The 19,066-nt window shown below is 70.3% G+C and carries 17 protein-coding genes and 1 pseudogene; 10 read left to right on the plus strand and 8 right to left on the minus strand.

Translation table 11 applies throughout. The features are described 5' to 3' along the window. The first annotated feature begins 94 nt into the window (after positions 1–94). Positions 95–334: a hypothetical protein gene (locus NZH93_RS47910; RefSeq protein ID WP_259630051.1), complete on the plus strand. Its 240-nt coding sequence runs from the start codon at positions 95–97 to the stop codon at positions 332–334. Here the strand turns inward: NZH93_RS47910 and NZH93_RS47915 are convergent. The 3 genes from NZH93_RS47915 to NZH93_RS47925 all read right to left on the minus strand — a co-directional run bounded on the left by NZH93_RS47915 (position 331) and on the right by NZH93_RS47925 (position 4,764). Beyond that, a complete protein-coding gene (locus NZH93_RS47915) occupies positions 331–2,319 on the minus strand; it encodes a putative bifunctional diguanylate cyclase/phosphodiesterase (RefSeq protein WP_259630052.1) in 1,989 nt (662 codons plus the stop codon). The two genes, NZH93_RS47910 and NZH93_RS47915, sit on opposite strands and share 4 nt — an antisense overlap. A 591-nt stretch (positions 2,320–2,910) precedes the next feature. Beyond that, entirely contained in the window at positions 2,911–3,690 is a 780-nt protein-coding gene (locus tag NZH93_RS47920; RefSeq protein ID WP_259630053.1) for an ArsR/SmtB family transcription factor, read from the minus strand. A 66-nt stretch (positions 3,691–3,756) separates the two neighbouring features. Beyond that, positions 3,757–4,764, minus strand: a complete 1,008-nt coding sequence (locus NZH93_RS47925) for a hypothetical protein (protein ID WP_259630054.1) — start codon at positions 4,762–4,764, stop codon at positions 3,757–3,759. Between the two features lie 276 nt (positions 4,765–5,040). Here NZH93_RS47925 and NZH93_RS47930 point away from each other — a divergent pair, with 276 nt between their 5' ends. Next, positions 5,041–5,544 carry a GNAT family N-acetyltransferase gene (locus tag NZH93_RS47930; protein WP_259630055.1) on the plus strand — a complete coding sequence of 168 codons (504 nt, stop codon included), beginning with the start codon at positions 5,041–5,043 and terminating at the stop codon, positions 5,542–5,544. Positions 5,545–5,548: 4 nt separating this feature from the next. On the opposite strand, the gene NZH93_RS47935 is transcribed toward NZH93_RS47930, so the two are convergent. Together NZH93_RS47935 and NZH93_RS51155 are read right to left on the minus strand one after the other, a co-directional pair. Continuing rightward, positions 5,549–6,205 (minus strand): response regulator, encoded by a 657-nt coding sequence (locus NZH93_RS47935; RefSeq protein ID WP_259630056.1) that lies wholly within the window; start codon positions 6,203–6,205, stop codon positions 5,549–5,551. Next, complete coding sequence (locus tag NZH93_RS51155) at positions 6,202–7,290, minus strand: sensor histidine kinase (protein ID WP_259630057.1); 1,089 nt, start codon at positions 7,288–7,290, stop codon at positions 6,202–6,204. Before NZH93_RS51155 ends, NZH93_RS47935 begins: the two co-directional genes overlap by 4 nt. A gap of 143 nt (positions 7,291–7,433) precedes the next feature. Between NZH93_RS51155 and NZH93_RS47945 the strand changes: the two are divergent. The 6 genes and pseudogenes from NZH93_RS47945 to NZH93_RS47970 form a co-directional block, all read left to right on the plus strand. Continuing rightward, positions 7,434–8,090: pseudogene (locus NZH93_RS47945) on the plus strand (ABC transporter ATP-binding protein); the annotation flags it as partial. Positions 8,091–8,139: 49 nt separating this feature from the next. After that, on the plus strand, positions 8,140–8,901 hold the full coding sequence (locus NZH93_RS47950; RefSeq protein ID WP_259630058.1) for an ABC transporter permease subunit: 762 nt from the start codon (positions 8,140–8,142) through the stop codon (positions 8,899–8,901). Positions 8,902–8,914: 13 nt separating this feature from the next. Next, the gene (locus NZH93_RS47955; RefSeq protein ID WP_259630059.1) at positions 8,915–9,733 is read left to right on the plus strand and encodes an alpha/beta fold hydrolase; all 819 of its coding nucleotides are present in this window, start codon (positions 8,915–8,917) and stop codon (positions 9,731–9,733) included. Between the two features lie 147 nt (positions 9,734–9,880). Then, positions 9,881–10,216, plus strand: a complete 336-nt coding sequence (locus NZH93_RS47960; RefSeq protein ID WP_259630060.1) for an ArsR/SmtB family transcription factor — start codon at positions 9,881–9,883, stop codon at positions 10,214–10,216. Then, the gene (locus NZH93_RS47965; protein ID WP_259630061.1) at positions 10,216–10,488 is read left to right on the plus strand and encodes a hypothetical protein; all 273 of its coding nucleotides are present in this window, start codon (positions 10,216–10,218) and stop codon (positions 10,486–10,488) included. The genes NZH93_RS47960 and NZH93_RS47965 overlap by 1 nt, the downstream gene beginning before the upstream one ends. A gap of 121 nt (positions 10,489–10,609) precedes the next feature. Next, positions 10,610–12,709, plus strand: a complete 2,100-nt coding sequence (locus NZH93_RS47970; protein ID WP_259630062.1) for an MMPL family transporter — start codon at positions 10,610–10,612, stop codon at positions 12,707–12,709. On the opposite strand, the gene NZH93_RS47975 is transcribed toward NZH93_RS47970, so the two are convergent. Beyond that, positions 12,657–13,793 (minus strand): serine hydrolase domain-containing protein, encoded by a 1,137-nt coding sequence (locus NZH93_RS47975; protein ID WP_259630063.1) that lies wholly within the window; start codon positions 13,791–13,793, stop codon positions 12,657–12,659. The genes NZH93_RS47970 and NZH93_RS47975 overlap by 53 nt on opposite strands. A 345-nt stretch (positions 13,794–14,138) precedes the next feature. On the opposite strand from NZH93_RS47975, the gene NZH93_RS47980 reads away from it, so the two are divergent. Continuing rightward, entirely contained in the window at positions 14,139–14,804 is a 666-nt protein-coding gene (locus tag NZH93_RS47980) for a response regulator (protein ID WP_259630064.1), read from the plus strand. Positions 14,805–14,876: 72 nt separating this feature from the next. On the opposite strand, the gene NZH93_RS47985 is transcribed toward NZH93_RS47980, so the two are convergent. Together NZH93_RS47985 and NZH93_RS47990 are read right to left on the minus strand one after the other, a co-directional pair. Next, a complete protein-coding gene (locus NZH93_RS47985) occupies positions 14,877–15,302 on the minus strand; it encodes a Rieske (2Fe-2S) protein (RefSeq protein ID WP_259630065.1) in 426 nt (141 codons plus the stop codon). Positions 15,303–15,379: 77 nt separating this feature from the next. Continuing rightward, positions 15,380–16,600 carry a monooxygenase gene (locus tag NZH93_RS47990; RefSeq protein ID WP_259630066.1) on the minus strand — a complete coding sequence of 407 codons (1,221 nt, stop codon included), beginning with the start codon at positions 16,598–16,600 and terminating at the stop codon, positions 15,380–15,382. Between the two features lie 308 nt (positions 16,601–16,908). On the opposite strand from NZH93_RS47990, the gene NZH93_RS47995 reads away from it, so the two are divergent. Then, positions 16,909–19,059: an MMPL family transporter gene (locus NZH93_RS47995; protein WP_259630067.1), complete on the plus strand. Its 2,151-nt coding sequence runs from the start codon at positions 16,909–16,911 to the stop codon at positions 19,057–19,059. Positions 19,060–19,066: the final 7 nt, after the last annotated feature.

Genomic DNA, 19,066 nt, shown 5'->3' on the forward strand with positions numbered 1-19,066 from the left:
AGCCTCTAAGTCGGGGTTTTCGGCTACTTGGGGACGAGCGGCCCCGTTCCGCCGGACGATGCCCGGCCCCCGGCCGTCCCCTTACCGTCGAGCCATGCGCAAAACCGTCGAGGTGGTGGGCCTGTTCCTGGTGGCGGAAGGGATCAGCGGCGTGATCGACCACCTGTGGTACCAGCCGATCTTCGGCTTCGTGCTGAACTTCGTGAACCGGGTCGTCATCCCGCGGCTGGACTTCCTGACGGGCCACGAGGTCGTCGCGAACCTCGCGGTGGCCGTGCTGGGCGGGCTGGTGCTGCTCGCCTCCACCGGGCTGAGGAGCGCCGACGCGGCCTAGACCGGCGCGAACGCGCCCTGGGCGATGTCCGCGCCGACGCGGCGCCACCAGTCGGCCTGCCGCTCGGTGTCGACGCCGTCCACGATCACCGTCGAGCCCGTGCGGTGCACGACGGACAGGATCTCCCGCAGCGCCAACGTGACCAGCGAGTCCTCGCGGTCGCACCGGGACTGCCGCCGCACCATCCAGCGGGCGATCCGGACCGCCCGCACGGGCAGGTCCTCCAGGTGCGCCAGGTCGCCCGGCGAGGTGCTGAAGTCGAGGATCTCCGTCGCCACGCCCGCGCTCGCCAGCAGCCGCAGGTTCTCCGCCGCCTCGCCGTCGCCCTGCGACAGCGCGGAGGCGGGGATCCCGAGCCACAGCCGGTCGGCGGGCAGACCGGTGTCGGCCAGGACGGTCAGCACCCTGCTGAGCAGGTCGGGGTCGGACGACTGGTTCGGCGTGAGCCCGACGTGCAGCGGCTGGTCGGTGGTGAGCCCGGTGCGCCGCCGCTGGGCCTCGCCGCAGGCGGAGCCGAGCAGCCAACTGCCCAGCGGCAGGATCAGCCCGGTCTCCTCGGCCAGTTCCGCGCACCGCTCGTGCGGCAGCCTGCCGCGAACCGGGTGCTCCCACGACAACTGCGCGTCCAACCCGACGACACCGCCGCCGTCCAGCCGCACCAGCGGCCGGTGCACCACGTCCAGCTCACCGTTCTCCCACGCGCCGGGCAGCGACACGGCGAGGCTGAACATCTCCCGGTCGCGGTCGTCCTGGTACGGGTCGAACAGCGCCCACTGCGTGCGCCCGTTGCGCTTCGCCCTGGCCAGCGTCATCTCCGCGGCTTCGAGCAGCGACGCCGCGTCCATCCCGGAGGGCGGCCGGTCCACCACGCCGATGCTCGCGGGCGAGGCGATGCCGTGACCGTCGACGTAGAGGGGTTCGGACAGCTCCTCGTTGATCCGCCGCACCGTGGTCACCGCGTCCGGCGTGGTGGGGGAGTTCTCCACCAGCACGGCGAACTCGTCGGCGCCGAACCGGGCGACCATCGCGGCCTCGCCCTCGAACAGCGCCTCCAGCCGGTGCGCGACGCTGTCCAGCAGCAGGTCGCCCACCCGCCTGCCGAGGCCGTGCGTGATCAGCGAGAACGCGTCCAGGTCCAGGTGGTAGAGGGTGATCCCGGTCGCCGGGGACGCGTGCCGCAGCACCCGCTCCAGGCTGGTGGTGAAGTACTGCCTGTTCGGCAGCCTGGTCAGCATGTCGTGCAGCGCCTGGTGGTTGAGCTGGCCGTGCAGCAGGTTCAGCTCGGTGCGGTCCTCGACCACCACGACGAACCGGCTTTCGGGGCCGTGGAGCAGCGGCGCGGTCACCGTGAGCGTCGCCCACGCGCTGTCGCCGTCCTTGCGCAGCAGCCGCTGCTCGCTCTGGACCCGGACCACCGCGCCGCCGAGCAGTTCGGCGTAGCCGTCGCGGAGCAGTTCGACGTCGTCCTGGCGGACCAGGTCGAACACCGTGAGCCCCGCCATCTCGGCCTGCGTGTAGCCGAGGATCTCGCCGAGGACGTCGTTGGTGCGCAGGAACGCGCCGTTCCGGTCGGTCAGCACGACGCCGTTCGTCGTGCTCGTGACCACGTCGTCGAACTCGGCCTCGAACACCCGCGCCCGCTGCCGCGACTCGACGAGTGACTTGAGCAGCGCCTGGCTCATGCTCTCCTGCTGCTCCATGGTGGAGATCCGCAGCGCCTCGGTGTACCCGGAGGCGAACGAGCCGAGCACCAGCACGACGCGCTCGGCGCACCGGCCCGGCGAGGGCAGGTCCGGCAGCGCCAGCAGGCCGCGGCCGAGCACGTCCATGGTCACCTGGAGGCTGGTCGAGCCCGTGCAGCCCCACCCGACCAGGGCGGCGCCGTCGTCCTGCACGTGCTCCCGGACGAACCGGTCGGCGCGCACCGCGTCGACCAGTCGGTCCACGAGGTTCTCCAGCAGGACCGTGAACCGGGTGAACTCCAACGGGACGTAGGCGGTCCCGCAGAGTGAATTCGCCCACGTTCGGGCCAATTCCGCGCGTTGCCCCGACCGGCTGACGGCGCGGGGTTTGGTCGGCGCGGAGGAAGGCTTCGGCGCCGTCATGCGGACGTGCCGGACCGGTCGTCTGGACAGTACATAGACGGCGAAAGGAAAACTGATCCCACAGTGCACCTCGGTGTTCATGCCCGTGCCGAGCAAAAGGTACCCGTGCGCATGGCGCCTGGCCAATAGCGTGGCCCTTTTTGGTTAACCCATTTTCTACGGTCAGCGTGAAACCGCTCTCGCGGCAAAGCCGCAGGTCGCGCCCTCCCGTGTGCTTCCAACGGGACGGCGCGACGTCGAGTGCAGAATTCTCGGGATCAACGCCGGACCACCGGCCACGTCGTTTCGGGACGAGTGGTGACCAGGGGCTTTTCGAAAAATGGGAAAACTGTCGTCTGGCACTGCACTGCGGGCTTCTCCCGTTATTCCTGGTGACAGAGAAGCACGCATGGTACAACCGGTTCGGTCACCAATACAGGCGGGTACCGCATCTCCTTTTCACGGTTGCCAGGTGGGGTTCGCGCCCGATCGTCAGAGCGCTTCGCCGGTCTCCAGCAGGGACTTCAGGCTGGACAGGATCACCGGCCACCCCTCGGTGATGCCCGCGTGCACCGTGCTCTCCGGCTCGAACCCGTCGTGCGTCACGGTCAGCTTGATCAGCTTTCCGTGCGGCGCGATGTCGAACGTCACCTTCGACCGCGGTTCCTCCGCCATCGCCGCGACCACCTCGGGGTTCATCCCGTGCACGTCGCCGAACTCCGGCGTGAACGTGTGCCACGTGTACGACAGCCGGTGCGGCGGCTCGGCCTCCAGCACCACCTGGGCCGGGTCCACGGTCTTCAAGCCGCCCTCGGTCCAGCTCATCGCCGCGCCGGGCGTCCACTCGGACTCGAACGTCGCCCCCCAGTACCGGCTGGTGAAGGCCGGGTCGGTCAGCGCCTGCCACAGCTTCTCGGCGGTGGTGTTGATGTAGGTCGTGTAGACGAACTCCGGCTTGTCCATCGGCTCGGACTCCAATGCTCTGGTGAGGTCGGCGAGCGCTTCCACCCGCCCCCGGTCGTACTGGGTGATCCACCGGTCCGCGATGGCGATGATGGGCGCGGCGTTGAGGTAGTGCAGCTTCTCCCGCCCGCGTCGAACCGTCGTCACGACGTTCGCGGCCTCCAGCACCGCGAGGTGCTTGCTGACGGACTGCCGCGCCATCTCCAGCCCGGCGCACAGGTCGCGCAGCGTCTGCCCGTTGCGCGCGTTCAGGCTGTCGAGCAGCCTGCGCCGACTGGGGTCGGCCAACGCCTTGAACACCTCGTCCACAGAAATGCACCCTTCCGGCTGCCTGAAACTTAGGCAGCCGGAAGGGTGCATGTCAAGGGCTCGTGGTCAGGTGCCCGTCTGCCCCAGGTGTGCCGTCCACGACGCGGGCCCGTTGGCGCTGTCGAAAGGCTCCTGCGCGCTTGGCGGGCCGATTGTCGACGCGTGCCTGCGGATACCGGACTTGGCCGCCTGCGGCGTCCAGCGGATTCCGTTGTCCCGGCCCGGAATCACGTCGCGGAACGACATCTCGACTTCGCCGACCGAGTTCACGACGGGGTGTTCCACCGCGTCGCCGATCCCGTTCACCTCCGCGGGCAAGCGGTCCGGGTGGAAGCGCACCACCAGGTCGAACCGGTCGCAGCGGCGGGTAGTGCGGAACTGGTAGAACGGCGGCATCCGGTGAATTCGAGGAATGCGCACATCGAGGGAGAATTCCTGCGTTTCCCCCGCTCGAAGGGGCCGGGGGAGGCGGAGGCCGCCGTCGGTGAGCAGCACGCCGTGCACGACGCGGATGTCGTGATCGCCGGAGAGTTCGGCCCCGTGCCGGTGCGCGGTGACGGGCCAGGTGATCTCCTCGACGCCGTCCCGCTCGGCCGCGATCGTCCACCGCTCGGTGCACGCGGGCACGGGCCCGTCGAGCCTCAGCAGCACGTGGACCTGGCGGATGTGCCAGCCATCAGGGCTGGTGGGGGCCTCGCGGGCGGTGTTCCGGGACGCCGCTTCCACCAGTCTGGTCAGTCCGTCGTCGATGCGCCGACGGATGGTGCGCGAGTCGCGCTCGGCCAGGTCGGCGAGCCACTGGATGCGGTGCGCGAGGAACGGGTGTTGGGCCTCGACGTGCAGTGCGAGCGGTGTCGTGACGGCGAGCCGGAGGTCCTGGGGAAAGGTGCTGATCAGAGCGGAGACCCAGGTGCGGAGTTTTTCCCGGACCACCTCGGCGCCGTCGAATTCGGTGATTCCGCAGGCCGCGCGCAATGCCGGTCCGACCTGTTTGTCGATACCCGGCGTCTGCACTCCGCGGCCACGGCGCAGTGCTTTGAGTTCGGTCATGAGCAGGTGAGATGAGGTGGCCATCGGCCCTCCGTGCGGGGACTGCGGCGGATCGCTGTTCCGATACCGCGCCGTTTCGGTGTGGCTGGCAGGCTTTCGTCCTTGAAATCCCGCCGGTGCTCTGAGCGCTATGTCGTGGATGCCTTCGCCGGTGTTACCGAGTGCATTTGAAGTTTTTCCGGTTAACCCGAACGAGTTCGTTTACCACGATTCACCGGATTTCCATCCGGCGCGGAATCCGGGTAATCACGAGCGAAAATGGCGCGCGTCGTGACCGGTCGCCCGACGACACTGTGCGGCATGACCACAGCCCCCACCTGGACGATCACCCCGGAACCCGTCGACTCCGCCGAGTCGCTGGAACTGCTCCGGACCTACTTCGTCGAGGTCGCCGACCGCTACTACCGGCTCCACGAGGACCGCGACTCGACGCCGGAGGAGATCGAGTCTGGGCTGGCCGGGGCACCGAGCGACTTCCTCGCGCCGCCGACCGGGATCTTCCTGGTCGGTCGGCACGACGGCGTCGCCGCGGCCTGCGCGGGGCTGAAGGTGCGAGACGCGACGACGGTGGAGCTGACCAGGGTGTTCGTCCGCCCGGACCGGCGCGGCACGGGCGTGGCCACGCTCCTGATGGAGGCCGTGGACGCCGCCGCGCGCGACCTGGGGGCCGAGCGGATCGTGCTGGACACCAGGCTCGACCTGGTCGAGGCGCGGGCGCTGTACCTCAGGAGCGGTTACGCGGAGGTACCCGCCTTCTCCGACGGCCCGTACGCCGAGGTCTGGTACCGCAAGGAGTTGGCCTAGCGCGTCACGGCCGCCGTCCCGGCGTGACGAGCCCGGTCTCGTACCCGATGATCACGAGCTGCACCCGGTCGCGGACGTCGAGCTTGTCGAACAGGTGGCTCAGGTGGGTCTTCACCGTGGCCTGGCTGATGTGCAGCTTCCTGGCGATCTCGGCGTTCGGCAGGCCGCGGGCGACCTCCACCAGCACCTCCCGTTCGCGCGCGGTCACGCCGTCCAGCTCCGGCGCGGGCCGTGGGTTCTCGGGGCCGCGGCAGAACTCGGTGATCAGCCGCCGGGTCACCGTCGGTGCCAGCAGGCTCTCGCCGTCGGCGACCACGCGGATCGCGCGCAGCAGGTCGGCGGGCGGCATGTCCTTGAGCAGGAAGCCGCTCGCACCGGCCCGCAGCGCGGCGTAGACCGACGAGTCCACGTCGAACATCGTCAGCATCACGACCCGCGCGTCCGTCGCGCCGCGGATGAGCCGGGTCGCCTCGATGCCGTCCATGACCGGCATCCGCACGTCCATCAGCACCACGTCCGGCCGGTGGGCGCGGGCGAGGGCCACCGCCTCCACGCCGTTCTCCGCCTCGCCGACCACGGTCAGCCCCGGCTCGGCGTCCACGAGCACGCGGAAGCTGCCGCGCAGCAACGCCTGGTCGTCCGCGATCAGCACGCTGATCACGGTTCCCCGCAAGGGATGCGGACCCGAACGGCGAAGCCGCCCTCCGGCTGTGGACCGGCGTCGAACGTGCCGCCGTAGAGCGCCACCCGTTCGCGCATGCCGATCAGCCCGTGCCCGTTCGAGGACGGCTCGACGAACCGACCGTCGTCGGTCACGTCGATCCGGAGGTGACCACCCTCCACCGCGACCACCAGCACGCAATGGGCGGACGGGGCGTGCTTGACCACGTTCGTCAGCGCTTCCTGCGCGATCCGGTAGGCAGACCGGTCCAGCCCCTCGGGAAGCCCTCCGACGGCACCGATCCGCGCGTCGACCTCGACCCCGGCCGCCCGCACCCGGTCCACCAGGTCACCGAGCCCCGCCAACCCCGGAGCGGGTCGCAGGTCCGACTCCTCGACGGTCCCGGACCGCAGCGCGCCGAGCAGGTGCCGCATCTCGGCCAGCGCGGACCGGCTCGCGGTCTCGATCACCAGCAGCGCCTCACCGGCTTCCTGTGGCCGGACCGCCAGCACGTGGTTGGCCACACCGGCCTTGACCGCGATCACGCCGATGCTGTGGGCGACGACGTCGTGCAACTCGCGGGCGATGCGCAGCCGTTCCTCCGCCACCGCGTGAGCCGTCCGCTGCAACGCCGATCGAGTCGCGTACGCGCGCCGCTCGTGCACCGCCCGTCCGACCGTCCAGGCCATCCCGAGCAGCGCGATCCCCAGGAACGCGTACACCCCGCCCCCGGCGGGCGATCCCGCGGACAGGCTTCCGAGCAGCACGACGACGCTGGCGGCGCCGATCTTCGCGGTGGGCACCCGCCACGTGCCGGGTCGGACCGCCGCGACCCAGTACAGCGCGAAAGCCGCCGCCACGAACGGTTCCCGCACCAGTCCGGTGACGGAGACCGCCACCGACACCGCCGCGACGACCACGAACACCGGCACCGGCCACAGCCTGCGCACGCCGACCGGCAGCGCCAGCGCGGCGGCGGCCCACGGTTGTCCGGACAGCGACAGGTAGAGGCCCGCGAGCGCGCACGCGGCCAAGCAGTCCAGGGCCACCAGTTCGCCGGGCCGCAGGTGCCGGAAGTCAGCCACCGGCTCACGGTACTGGGCGGGCGCGACGGCCACCTCATCCTGGGGAATGACGTCCCGCGGGCTGATTTCCGCCCCCGCCAACGACTTCCCGGTCGCCCTGGAGGCCGATGCGCCACACCCACCCGGCACAGGACGCTCGCCACGTGATCGACGTGCGACGACTGACCAAGCGCTACGGGCGGACCACCGCCGTGGACGCCCTGACCTTCACCGTCCGACAGGGCCGCGTGACCGGCTTCCTCGGCCCCAACGGGGCGGGCAAGTCGACGACCATGCGCATGCTGCTCGGCCTGGACCGCCCGACCCACGGCGAAGCCCTCTTCGACGGCAAGCCCTACTGCGACCTGCCGGAGCCGCTCCGCCACGTGGGCGCCCTCCTCGACGCGACCGCCACCCAGGCGGGCCGCACGGCCCGCAACCACCTGACGTGGCTGGCGCGGACCAACCGGATCCCCCGGCGCCGCGTGGAGGAGGTGCTGGACGTCGTCGGCCTGCACTCCGCCGCGGACCAGCGCACCCGCACGTTCTCGTTGGGCATGGCGCAGCGCCTGGGCATCGCCGCCGCGCTGCTGGGCGACCCGGAAGTGCTGCTGCTGGACGAACCCGTCAACGGCCTCGACCCGGAAGGCGTCCGCTGGATCAGGACCCTGCTGAGGACGTTCGCCGCCGAGGGCCGCACGGTCTTCGTCTCCAGCCACCTGATGAGCGAGATGGCCGTCACCGCCGACCACCTCGTCGTCATCGGTCGGGGCAGGCTGCTGGCCGACGCCGACCTGTCCGAGTTCGTCCGGGACGGCGAGGAATCCCTGGAGGACGCGTTCTTCCGCCTCACGTCCGGGGGAGGATCCGATGCCTAGCAGCACGTTCCGAGCGGAACTGACCAAGATCCGCACCCTGCGTTCCACCGTCGTGACCCTCGCCTTGGTGCCCCTCATCAGCGTCGGTCTGGGCGTGGTCAGCTTCACCTCCGTCCGCATCGCACTGGAACGCGGCCTTCCGGTGGTACGGCCCGACTTCGAACCGGTCACCGACGGACTGGTCACCGTCCTCTACGGACAGCTCGCCCTGGTGGCGTTCGGCGTCCTGACCATCTGCGGCGAGCACGGCAGCGGCCTGCTCCGCCTCTCCCTGTCCGCGACCCCGAACCGCCGAACCTTCTACGTGGGCAAGATCATCGCCTGCGCGGCGGTGGCGCTGACCCTCTCGTACGCCACCGTGTTCGCCACGTTCCTCACCGCGCACTGGGCGTTGGGCGCCTACGGCCCCTCCTTCTCCAGCGAGGGCGCCCTACGAGTCCTGCTGGGCACACCGCTCTACCTGACCGGCCTGTGCCTCTTCGCCCTGGGCGTCGCCACGGTCCTGCGCCACACCGCGTTGGCGCTCACGGTGATGCTCTCGTTCGTCTTCGTCGTCTCCCCGGTGGCGAACCTCGTACCAGGCCTCAAGGAGGTGGCCCACTACTTCCCCGACCAGGCGGGCACGTCGATCATGAAGGTGGGGCAGCAGGCGGACCCGGTGGTCGGCCCGTGGACCGGGCTGCTCGTGCTGGCCGCGTGGACCGCGTGCGCGCTGCTGGCCGGTTGCTGGACCTTGAGCAGGCGCGACGCTTGAGTACGCTCGCCCGGTGGACCTCCACCTGCCCGATGGGCGCACGCTGCGCGTGCACGACAGCGGTTCCGCGGGCCTGCCGGTGTTCTGGCTCCACGGCTCGCCGCAGACCGGCGACCTGCTCGCCCCGCTGCTGACCGTGCGGGGGATCCGCCTGCTGGGCTACGACCGGCCGGGCTACGGCGGCTCGACCCGCCTGCCCGGCCGGACCGTCGCCTCGGCCGCCGCCGACGTGGCCGCCATCGCCGACGCGCTCGGCCTCGACCGGTTCGCGGTGGCCGGTCACTCGGGCGGCGGCCCGCACGCGCTGGCGTGCGGTGCTTCCCTGCCCGACCGCGTGATCGCCGTGGCGGCCCTCTCCAGCCCGGCCCCGCTCACCGCGGACGGCCTGGACTGGTTCGCGGGCATGGCGCCCGCGAGCGAAGCGGAACTGCGCGCCGCCGCCGCGGGCCGGGCCGTGCTGGAGGAGCACCTGGCGTCGGCCGACTTCGACCCCGCCGTGTTCACCGAGGCCGACCACGCCGCGTTGGCGGGCTCGTGGGCCCCGTTGGGCGAGAACGCCGGGGCCGCGCTGCCCGCGGGCTTCGGCGGCCTGGTCGACGACGACCTGGCCCTCGTGGCGCCGTGGGGCTTCGACCCGGCCGAGGTCACCGTGCCCGCACTGGTCGTGCACGGCGTGCGGGACCGGATGGTGCCCTCCGAGCACGGCGAGTGGCTGGCGACCCGCTGCCGCCCGTCGGCCGAGCTGTGGCTCAGCCCCAGTGACGGCCACGTGTCCGTCCTCGACCGCGCCGTGGAAGCCCTCGTCTGGCTGGCGAGCGCTCCGCGCGGCTAGCGGTTACTTGGTGGCAGGCGTTTCCCGCGGCCGGCCATCCCCTGGACACGGCGCCGCTCGCGGTCGATCGCTCTCCGATCGCGGGCCAACCGTCGACCCCATCCGCCGGTACCTGCTAACGTTTGTTGGCATGTGCCAGGTTCTGTTGTGACCACCCCTCGTCCGGCGGGGGACGACCTGGTCCTGGTGCTGGCCACGTTGGCCAACCCGCACCGGATGCGGGTCGTCGCCGCCCTGTCGAGGGAGCGCAACTACGTGAGCGCGCTCGCGCGGGAGCTCGGCATCAGCCGCGCGCTGCTCCAGGTCCACCTGAGGAAGCTGGAGCTCGCCGGTCTCGTGTCCGCGCACCTGGAGGTCTCCCGCGACGGGAAGGCGATGAAGTTCTACGAGGTCACCCCGTTCGAACTTCACCTCACCCCGGACTCCGTCGAGATCGCGGCCCGGTCGCTGAGTAAGCAGGACTCCGAGAAGGGAACAGAGTGATGGTGGGGGACGGGAACGCACTGGAGGTCGCGGGCGCCATCGGGATCTTCGTGCTGCTGACGGCCGTGATCACCGTGACGATCTGGCAGATCGGCAGCACGTGGCGGGCGAAGCTGGTGGTGGAGCGCGAACGCGCGTACCGCGACCTCGCCGAGTCGGCCGTGCGCGCCCAGCAGGACGTCGACCGGCGCTTGGCGGAACTGGCCGACCGGCTGTCCACGGTGGACGGTCGGATGGTGTCCGTCGAACGGATCCTCAAGGAAGTCGAGTAACCACAACGAGAAGAATCCGGACCGCCGAGCTGCAACTCGACGGTCCGGGCGAAGAAGAAGTGCCCACTCGCCTCACGGCGAGCTCTCATCGGACCACTCCTCCACGAGGGGACTTTAGTTCATGCTGCCCGAAATCAAGTCATCGAAGAACGCCGTGGTGGAACGGGTGGCCGCCTGGTCCGCCCGACGCCGCGGCCTCGCGCTCACCGCCTGGCTCGGCCTGGTCGCGGTGTCCGTCCTCGCCGCGGTGCTGGTCCCCGGCCGGGACGCGGCGAACACCGACGCGGGCGAAGCGGGCCGGGCGCAGGAGGTCCTGCGCGCGCAGGGCGCCTCCGCGCCCGTTCAGGAGAACGTCCTGGTGCAGCCCGTTTCGCAGGCCGCGCTGACCGACCTCGTCACCACCCTCCGCCGCACCGCCGTCACCGACCTCCGCTCACCGCTGGACGACGCGGGCCTGGTGTCACCCGACGGCCGGTCGGGCCTGGTCACGTTCTCCCTGAGCGGCCCGGCCGACACCGTGAGACCCGCCTACGCGGCCGTGGTCGCCGCCGTGGACGAGGTCTCGGAGCGCCACCCGACCGTCCGACTGGCGCAGGCCGGCGACCGCAGCCTGAGCACGGCGGTCGACGAGCACATCACCCGCGACCTCGAACGCTCGCACCTGCTGTCCCTGCCGATCACGCTGCTGATCCTGCTGGTGGTGTTCGGTTCCCTGCTCGCCTCGGCCGTCCCGCTGCTGCTGACCGCGACCACCGTGGCGGCGACGTTCGCGCTGCTCCAGGTGATCGGCAAGGTCGTCCCGGTCAACAGCGCGGCGTCCGCGATGATCCTGCTGGTCGGCATCGCCGTCGGCGTCGACTACTCCCTGTTCTCCCTGCGCAGGTACCGCGAGGAACTGGCCGCGGGCCACGACGTGCGGCAGGCGCTGGCCATCACCGCCCGCACCTCCGGGCACGTCGTGGTGGTCTCCGGCCTCACCGTCGTCGTCTGCCTGTGCGGCCTGCTCTTCACGGGTCTCGGGGTCTTCCGCGGCCTCACCCTCGGCATCGTCCTCGTGGTGACCCTGGCGATGATCGCCTCGGTCACGGCCCTGCCTGCCGCACTCTCGTTGCTGGGCACCAGGATCAAGCCCAGCCGAGCCCGACGGGCCACGTGGACGAGGATCGCGGAGGCGGTGGTCCGCCGCCCGGTGCTGTGGGGCACCACCGCGACCCTGGCGCTCGCGGTGCTCGCCCTGCCCGCCGCCACCATGCACCTCCAGGACCCGGCCGCCACCGAGAGCCTGCCCCGCAGCGTGCCCGCGGTCGACGCCGCCGTCCGCATGCAGGAGGCCTTCCCCGGCGCCCCGACCCCGGCGCGGGTGGTGCTCTGGGACCCCACGGGCGCCCCGGTCGACCGCCCGGACGTCCGCGCCGCCATCGCCACCCTCCCCGGCGGCAGCCTCGTCACCACCGCCGGGGTCGCCCGCGCCCTCGTGGTCAGGGTTCCGCTACCGGGCGGCGGCACCGACCCGACGTCGAACCAGGCGTTGGAAGCGTTGCGCATCAACGTCCTGCCCGCCGCGTTCGACCACCTGGACAACGTCGAGCACGCGGTCGGGGGCCGCACCGCCACCCCTCACGACTTCACGGTCCAGCTCACCGCCAGGACCCCGCTGGTGTTCGCCTTCGTCCTGCTCCTCGCGTTCCTGCTGCTGGCCAGGACGTTCCGGTCCCTCACCATCCCGTTGATCTCGATAGCCCTCAACCTGCTGGCCACGGCGGCGGCGTACGGCGTGATCACCTGGGTCTTCCAGCACGGCCACCTGACGGCGTTGCTGGGCTTCACGCCGTACGGCGGCGTGGTCGCCTGGCTGCCGCTCTTCATGTTCGTCATGCTCTTCGGCCTGAGCATGGACTACCACGTCTTCATCCTCAGCCGGATCCGCGAACACCTGACCACCGCCACCCCGAAGCAGGCGGTGATCAACGGCGTCTCCGCGTCGGCGGGCGTCGTCACCAGCGCGGCCGTCATCATGACGGCCGTCTTCGCCGTCTTCACCACCCTCACCGCGATCGAGTACAAGATGCTGGGCGTCGGCATGGCGTTCGCCGTCATCGTCGACGCCACCGTCGTCCGCGGCGTCCTGCTCCCGGCAGCGCTGTCCCTGCTGGGCGAGCACGCCTGGCTCACACCGAAGCCGCGTACCGCCAGAAGTCCCGCATCAGCGCGGGCGGCGTAGGACCGGTCATCGCCACCTGGCTCATCAACACGGACACCGTGCCGGTGGCGGGCACCACGTGGAACGCGGTCCCGGTACCGCCAACCCACCCGTACCGCCCCGGCACGTTCCACACGTCCACTTCGGCGACGTCGACGGACCCACCGAACCCCCACCCCTGCCCCTCCAGGAACAAGGTCGAGGCTTCCCGCTGCTCAGCCGTCAGGTGATCGGTCGTCATCAACCCGATCGACTCCTGCGACAACACCCGCGGCCCTTCCCCCAACAACATCCTGCCGAACGCCAGCATGTCGTCCACAGTGGACACCAGCCCACCCGACCCGGACTCGAACGCGGGAGGCGAAGCCCACTGCCCCTCGGGCCGATCCAGCAGCTTCAGCCCGCCGTCCTCACCGGGCTGGTAGTAGCTCACCAACCGCCCAACCTTGTCCGCGGGCACGAAGAACCCGGTGTCCACCATCCCCAACGGCGCAAATATCCGCTCCGCCAGGAACTCTCCGAGCGACTTCCCACTTACCCGCGCCACCAACACCCCAGCGATGTCAGACCCCGTGTTGTACAACCACGCTTCCCCCGGCTGCCGCAACATCGGCACCCCGACCAACCGCCGCAACCACTCATCCGCAGCCGCCACCTCCTGCGGCTGCGGCGGCCCCTGCACCCCCTCGCTGAACAACATCTGCACCGCGGGCAACGAAAAATCATCCGGAAACCCATACCCACACCGAAAGGTCAACAGATCGAACACCGTGACAGCCCGCTCAACAGCCACCACATCCCCAACCTCAGCCCCCGGCTCCCGCACCACCTGCGCGGCCTCCAACTCCGGCAACCACCGCCCCACAGGCTCGTCCAACCCCAACAACCCGTCTTCAACCAACAACATCACCGCAGCCGCCACAACAGGCTTGCTCACAGAAGCAACCCGAAAAACCGCCCCCCGCCCAACCCTCGCCGACCCTTCAACATCAACATCCCCAACCACCCCCACCTCAACCGCACCACCCCGAGCAACCACCCCAACCGCCCCCGGCACCAGCCCACCGGTCACATGGGCTTCCAGCACCTCACACAACTCCGACATCCCCGCCACCTCTCACTAGTCCTTCCACATGCAGACTCTTCCAGCGACGAGAACTCATCGCCGGAGTGCTGCTGAGTGCGTTGGCCGGCGTGGCTGAATTCGGCACAGCCGGACGTACGAACAAGGGCCCTTGACCGCGTTCACACTGGTCAAGGGCCCTTTCGTGGCTGGGATCCGGCAGCGCCGACCGCTTGCTTTAACGGTCGTCTCAGGTTCGGTCGATATGAAGTAGGCATCGCCGGGCGACGCGGGGCTCGGCCTCGATGGCATGGCCGAACGCGTCGCGCTCCACGGCGGCACGGTCGGCGGCTGGACCGCCTGCGCGCCCCTGAAAGGCAGCCGTTCATGATCTCTGTGCTCGTGGTGGACGCCCAGCCGCTACAGCGCTTCGGGGTTCGCATGCTGCTGGAGCGCTCCCCCGACACCGAGATCGTCGGCGAGGCCGAGAACGGTGCCGAGGCCGTTCGGTGGACGACCGAGCTGCGTCCCGACGTGGTGCTGATGGACATCCGCATGCCGGGCATCGACGGGATCGAGGTCACCCGGCGCATCGCCGCCGCCGGTGGGCGTTCGCGGATCCTGGTGCTGACGACGTTCGACGTGGACCGGTACGCGCTCGCCGCGCTGCGGGCCGGGGCAAGCGGTTTCCTGTTGAAGGACATCCGCCCGGAGGAGTTGCTCGCCGGCATCCGGGCCGTCGCGGCCGGGGCCGCGGTGATCACGCCCGCGCTGACCCGGCGGATGCTCGACGCGTTCGCCGACCGGCTCGGCGATGACCTCGGCGCGCCCGTGCGGAAGGACCCCCGGCTGAACTCCCTGACCAGCCGCGAGCGCGAGATCCTCGTCGCCATCGGCCACGGACTCACCAACGGCGAGATCGCGCAGCGGTTCACGCTGTCGGAGTCGACGGTGAAGACCCACGTCGGGCGGGTCCTCGCCAAGATCGGTGCACGGGACCGGATCCAGGCCGTCATCCTGGCCTACGACCTGAGGCTCACCCGGCCGAATTGACGACATCGGTGGTCGGTGGGAGTGCGGCCACCGAACGGCCCGCCGAGTCCCGGCGGGCCGTTCGACACCTCTCTAGGCGGTCACGACCGAGTCGCCGCTGATCTTCACCGGGATCGGGATCAGGCCGGTGGTCGCGGGCCCCTTCTTCCTGTCGCCGGTCGCGGCGTCGAAGACGCTGCCGTGGCCGGGGCACGTGATGGTGCCGCCCGCCGGTTTGGAAACGATGACACCCGAGTGCGGGCAGACCGGGTTGAGCCCTTTGACCTCGTTCTCCGATGGCCGCACGATCAGGACTTTGCCCGACGGCCCGTCCACGATCACCCCGCTGCCGACCGGGACGTCGGCCAGCTTGGCCAACGGCGTGCCTGCGGAGCCGGAGGATCCTCCGGTGGACGGGGTGGCGGCGGGTGTCCCGGACGAGCAGGCGGCCAGCGAAACCGGGACGACCAGACCGGCCAGCAGGCCGCAGACGACCGTGCGGCGTGTTGGATCTGGCAAGACGATGCCTCCTGAGCGCGAACAGTGGTGTTTTCCGGCTGTTGACCTCAGTGAGGCCACGTGCGTTCGGTGCTTCGTCAGGACGTTCGGGCGGAGACCGTCATGATGCCCGTGCACATCTCGTCGCTGGTGCCGTCGCCCCACACCACGTAGCGCGGCGGCAGCTTGCTCAACTGCGGCAGCAGTTTGCGCAGCCCGGCGTCGTGCGTGCACGTCACCCGCAGCGTGTCCCCCGGATTGATGTCCACCGGCGACGGCAGCTTCACCAGCCGCTGGTTGTCGAAGTCGAACTGCGGCACGTCCAGCACGACCTGGGCGTTCGGCTTGCCGGGGTTGAGCTCGACCTTGATGGCCCGCCCGAGCAGGTGCATGTGGCCGAAGCCGGCGAACAGCGTCATCGGCGCGGGCACTTCGTGGTCGCAGGTCTGGGTGTTACCGGGCTTCGGCGCGCTCTGGCCGCACTCCTCCAACTGGCGGTCCGCGGTTTCGCCGACCTCCTCCCCGAACCGCTTCGTCACGTCCGCGATCGAGGTCGCCCGGTCGCAGAGCGGACCCGACTCGTCAGCGGTGCAGGGCAGTTCGGTCGGCGCGTCGAGCGGGAACGTGTCGAGCACACGGGTCTGCGGCGTGCCGTCGGTCAGCCGCAGCCGCACCGCGGAGCGGTCCGCCCCCGGCTTGCCGTCGGTCGTCAACAGGTTGTAGTGCATCTGGAGGACGATCAGGCTGCCCGGCTCCAGCTTGAAGCCCGCGTCCTGGGTGAACAGGGTCTCCGTGGCGCCCGGCGCCCAGGTGTCCACCCACGTCGCGCCAGGGGCGGCGTTCTCGTCCTCGCTCTCCACGTCGGCGCCGACCACGCCGGTCCCGCCGAAGCACTGCCAGCCGAGGCCGGGGATCTTCGCGTCCTGCGCGCGCACGAGGTCGGCGCCGCTCGGCGGCACCGCGTACACGATGGCGTGGTGCGCGAGGGTGACGTTCTCCGGCATGACCTGGGTCCCGGTCACGAACGCCGTCTTGGTCAGTCCCGGATCGATCACCTGGCACCGGTACTCGTCCGTGCCGCCGCCCTCCGGCGGCGCGGGCGTGTAGGCCTCAGCCATCTTCAGGTCGACGAACCGCTCGCCTGCGCGCAGCGGCTGCGGTGGAGCCGATGACTGGCCGGCGTGCGCGCTGTGCGAGCCGGACGCGGCGGGCGCCGCGGTGTTTCCGGCGTCCGATCCGCAGGCGACGACGGCGAACGCCGTCGCCAGCGCCGTGGTGGCCGCCCCGAACCTCCGAAGTGGACTATCAGGTTTCGTCATGACCTGAACGCTAGGCCCGTTTCCGTTCAGTTTCGTCGTGCCGCGGTCCCGATCCTCGGGAGGGGCGTAGTACCACGGTACTTCTCCCCGGAGCGCCGTTCGGCACCCGCAAGGACCCGACGTCCTGCTAATCCTGCCCGACGGCTGTGTCGCCCAGGCCTTGCCCACCGGGCAGCAATTCGACGCCACCACGCCGGCCACCCTGGTCGGCCGACCGGCCTGAGCACCGCATTAATGGTCGTCTCAGATTCGCTCGGTAGGAAATCGGCGTCAGTCAAGCGACGCAACACCTATGTAGGAGGCTAGCGATGGCAGTCAACTCAGCGCCGTCCGGGAAAGCGCCGGGCGGTCGGTTGGCAGGCCGGTGGGTGCCGTGGTTGGTGATCGGCCTGTGGGTCGCGCTGTCGGTGTTCATGGTGCCGCTGAGCGGACTGTTGAGCTCGGTCACCACCGACAGCGCCGCGGACACCCTGCCTGCCAACGCCGAGTCCACCAAGGTAGCGGTGCTGGAGGACAGTCTCCCCGGCGGCGAGGACAACACGTTCGTCTTCGTCTACCACCGCGCGGGCGGCATCACCGCAGCCGACCGCGCGTCGGTCGAACGCCACTACGACACCCTTGCCAAGCGGTACCCGCCGAAGGTGGCGGCCCCGGCGGAGGAGGACGACGAGGGCCCGCAGACGAGACCCTCCACCGACGGCAAGGCGATGATGTTCACGCTCGACGTGAGCGCGACCTACGGCGCACCTGAGGCCATCGTCGGCCCGTTGCGCGACGCCGCGAAGGACCGCCCCGCGGGCCTGGACCTCGACGTGACCGGTCCGGCCGCGATCGACGGTGACATGGACGCCGTCTTCGACGGCATCGACCTACAGGTCTTCCTCACCACCGTCATCGTCGTCACGCTCCTGCTGATCTTCACCTACCGCAGCCCGGTGTTGTGGCTCATCCCGCTCGTGGCCGTGGGCGCGGCCGCACTGACCTCGATGGCGACCGTCTACCTGCTCGTCAAGGGCTTCGGCATCGTGGTCAACGACCAGAACTCGGCGCTGCTGACGATCCTGGTCTTCGGCGTCGGCACGGACTACGCGCTGCTGCTCATCGCTCGATACCGGGAAGCGTTGCACCACCACGAGAACGTCCGGGTCGCGATGGTCCACGCGCTGCGCGGCGCGGCGCCCGCCATCATCGCGTCCGCGGCCACCGTGATCGCAGGCCTGTTCTGCCTCCTCGTCGCGGACCTGAACAGCACCAGCGGTTTGGGCCCGATCGGCGCGGCGGGCATCCTGTGCGCGCTGGTGGCCATGCTGACGCTGTTCCCGGCGCTGCTGGTGGTGCTCGGCAGGCGGATCTTCTGGCCTGCCATCCCGCGGTTCAGCACGGTCGTCGTCGAGGAGAAGCCGGGGCTGTGGGTCCGGCTCGGCGCCGCCATCAGCCGCCGCCGATGGGTGGCGACGCTCAGCTCGCTCGCCGTCCTCGGCATTCTCGCCATCGGCCTGGCGGGCAACACCGGTGCCCTGCGGGAGCAGGACCAGTTCGTGTCCGCGCCGGAGTCGGTCACCGGCTTCACCGTTCTGCGCCAACACTTCCCGGAGCTCGGCGGCCAGCCGATGACGGTCTTCACGCGGCCCGCGTACCAGGAGAAGGTGCTCGCCGTCGTCAAGGGCACGCGCGGTGTGGCCGAGGCCATGCCCGGCCAGACCAGCGGTGGCTGGGTCGACATCTCCGTGTTCCCAACGGACGCGCCGGACACCGTCGCGGAGTACGACACGATCAAGCGGGTGCGCACCGCCGTGCACGCGGTGAACGGGGCGGAGGCGATCGTCGGCGGGCCGAGTGCGGAGAACCTCGACACCGAGGAGACCACCACCCGCGACGAGAAGCTGGTGATCCCGCTGGTGCTCGCCGTCGTCCTGCTCGTCCTCGGGCTGCTGCTCCGAGCGATCGTCGCCCCGCTGATCCTGATGGCCACCGTGATCGTCTCGTTCGCGGCGGCCTTCGGCGGCAGCGTGTTCGTCTTCGACACGATCCTCGGGTTCAAGGGCATCGACTACTCGGTGCCACTGCTGGCTTTCCTGTTCCTGGTGGCACTCGGCGTCGACTACAACATCTTCCTGGTCAGCCGAGCCCGCGAGGAAACCGTGCGCCTGGGCACCAGGCGCGGCATGCTCAAAGCCCTCTCCGCCACCGGTGGCGTCATCACCTCGGCAGGTCTGGTCCTGGCGGCCACCTTCGCGGTCCTCGCCACGCTCCCGCTGGTGATGCTGATCGAGGTCGGGTTCCTGGTCGCCTTCGGCGTGCTGCTCGACGCCCTGCTGGTGCGGTCGATCCTGGTGCCCGCCCTCACCCTGCTGATCGGCAGGCGGATGTGGTGGCCGAGCAGGCCGTCCCGACCGGTGGAGCTGCCGGACGGCGAACGGTCGCTTGTGGACGATAAGGAGCCCGCGCTGCAACGGTGAGCGCGGC

It is taken from the genome of Umezawaea endophytica (assembly GCF_025061645.1).
Classification (GTDB): domain Bacteria; phylum Actinomycetota; class Actinomycetes; order Mycobacteriales; family Pseudonocardiaceae; genus Umezawaea; species Umezawaea endophytica.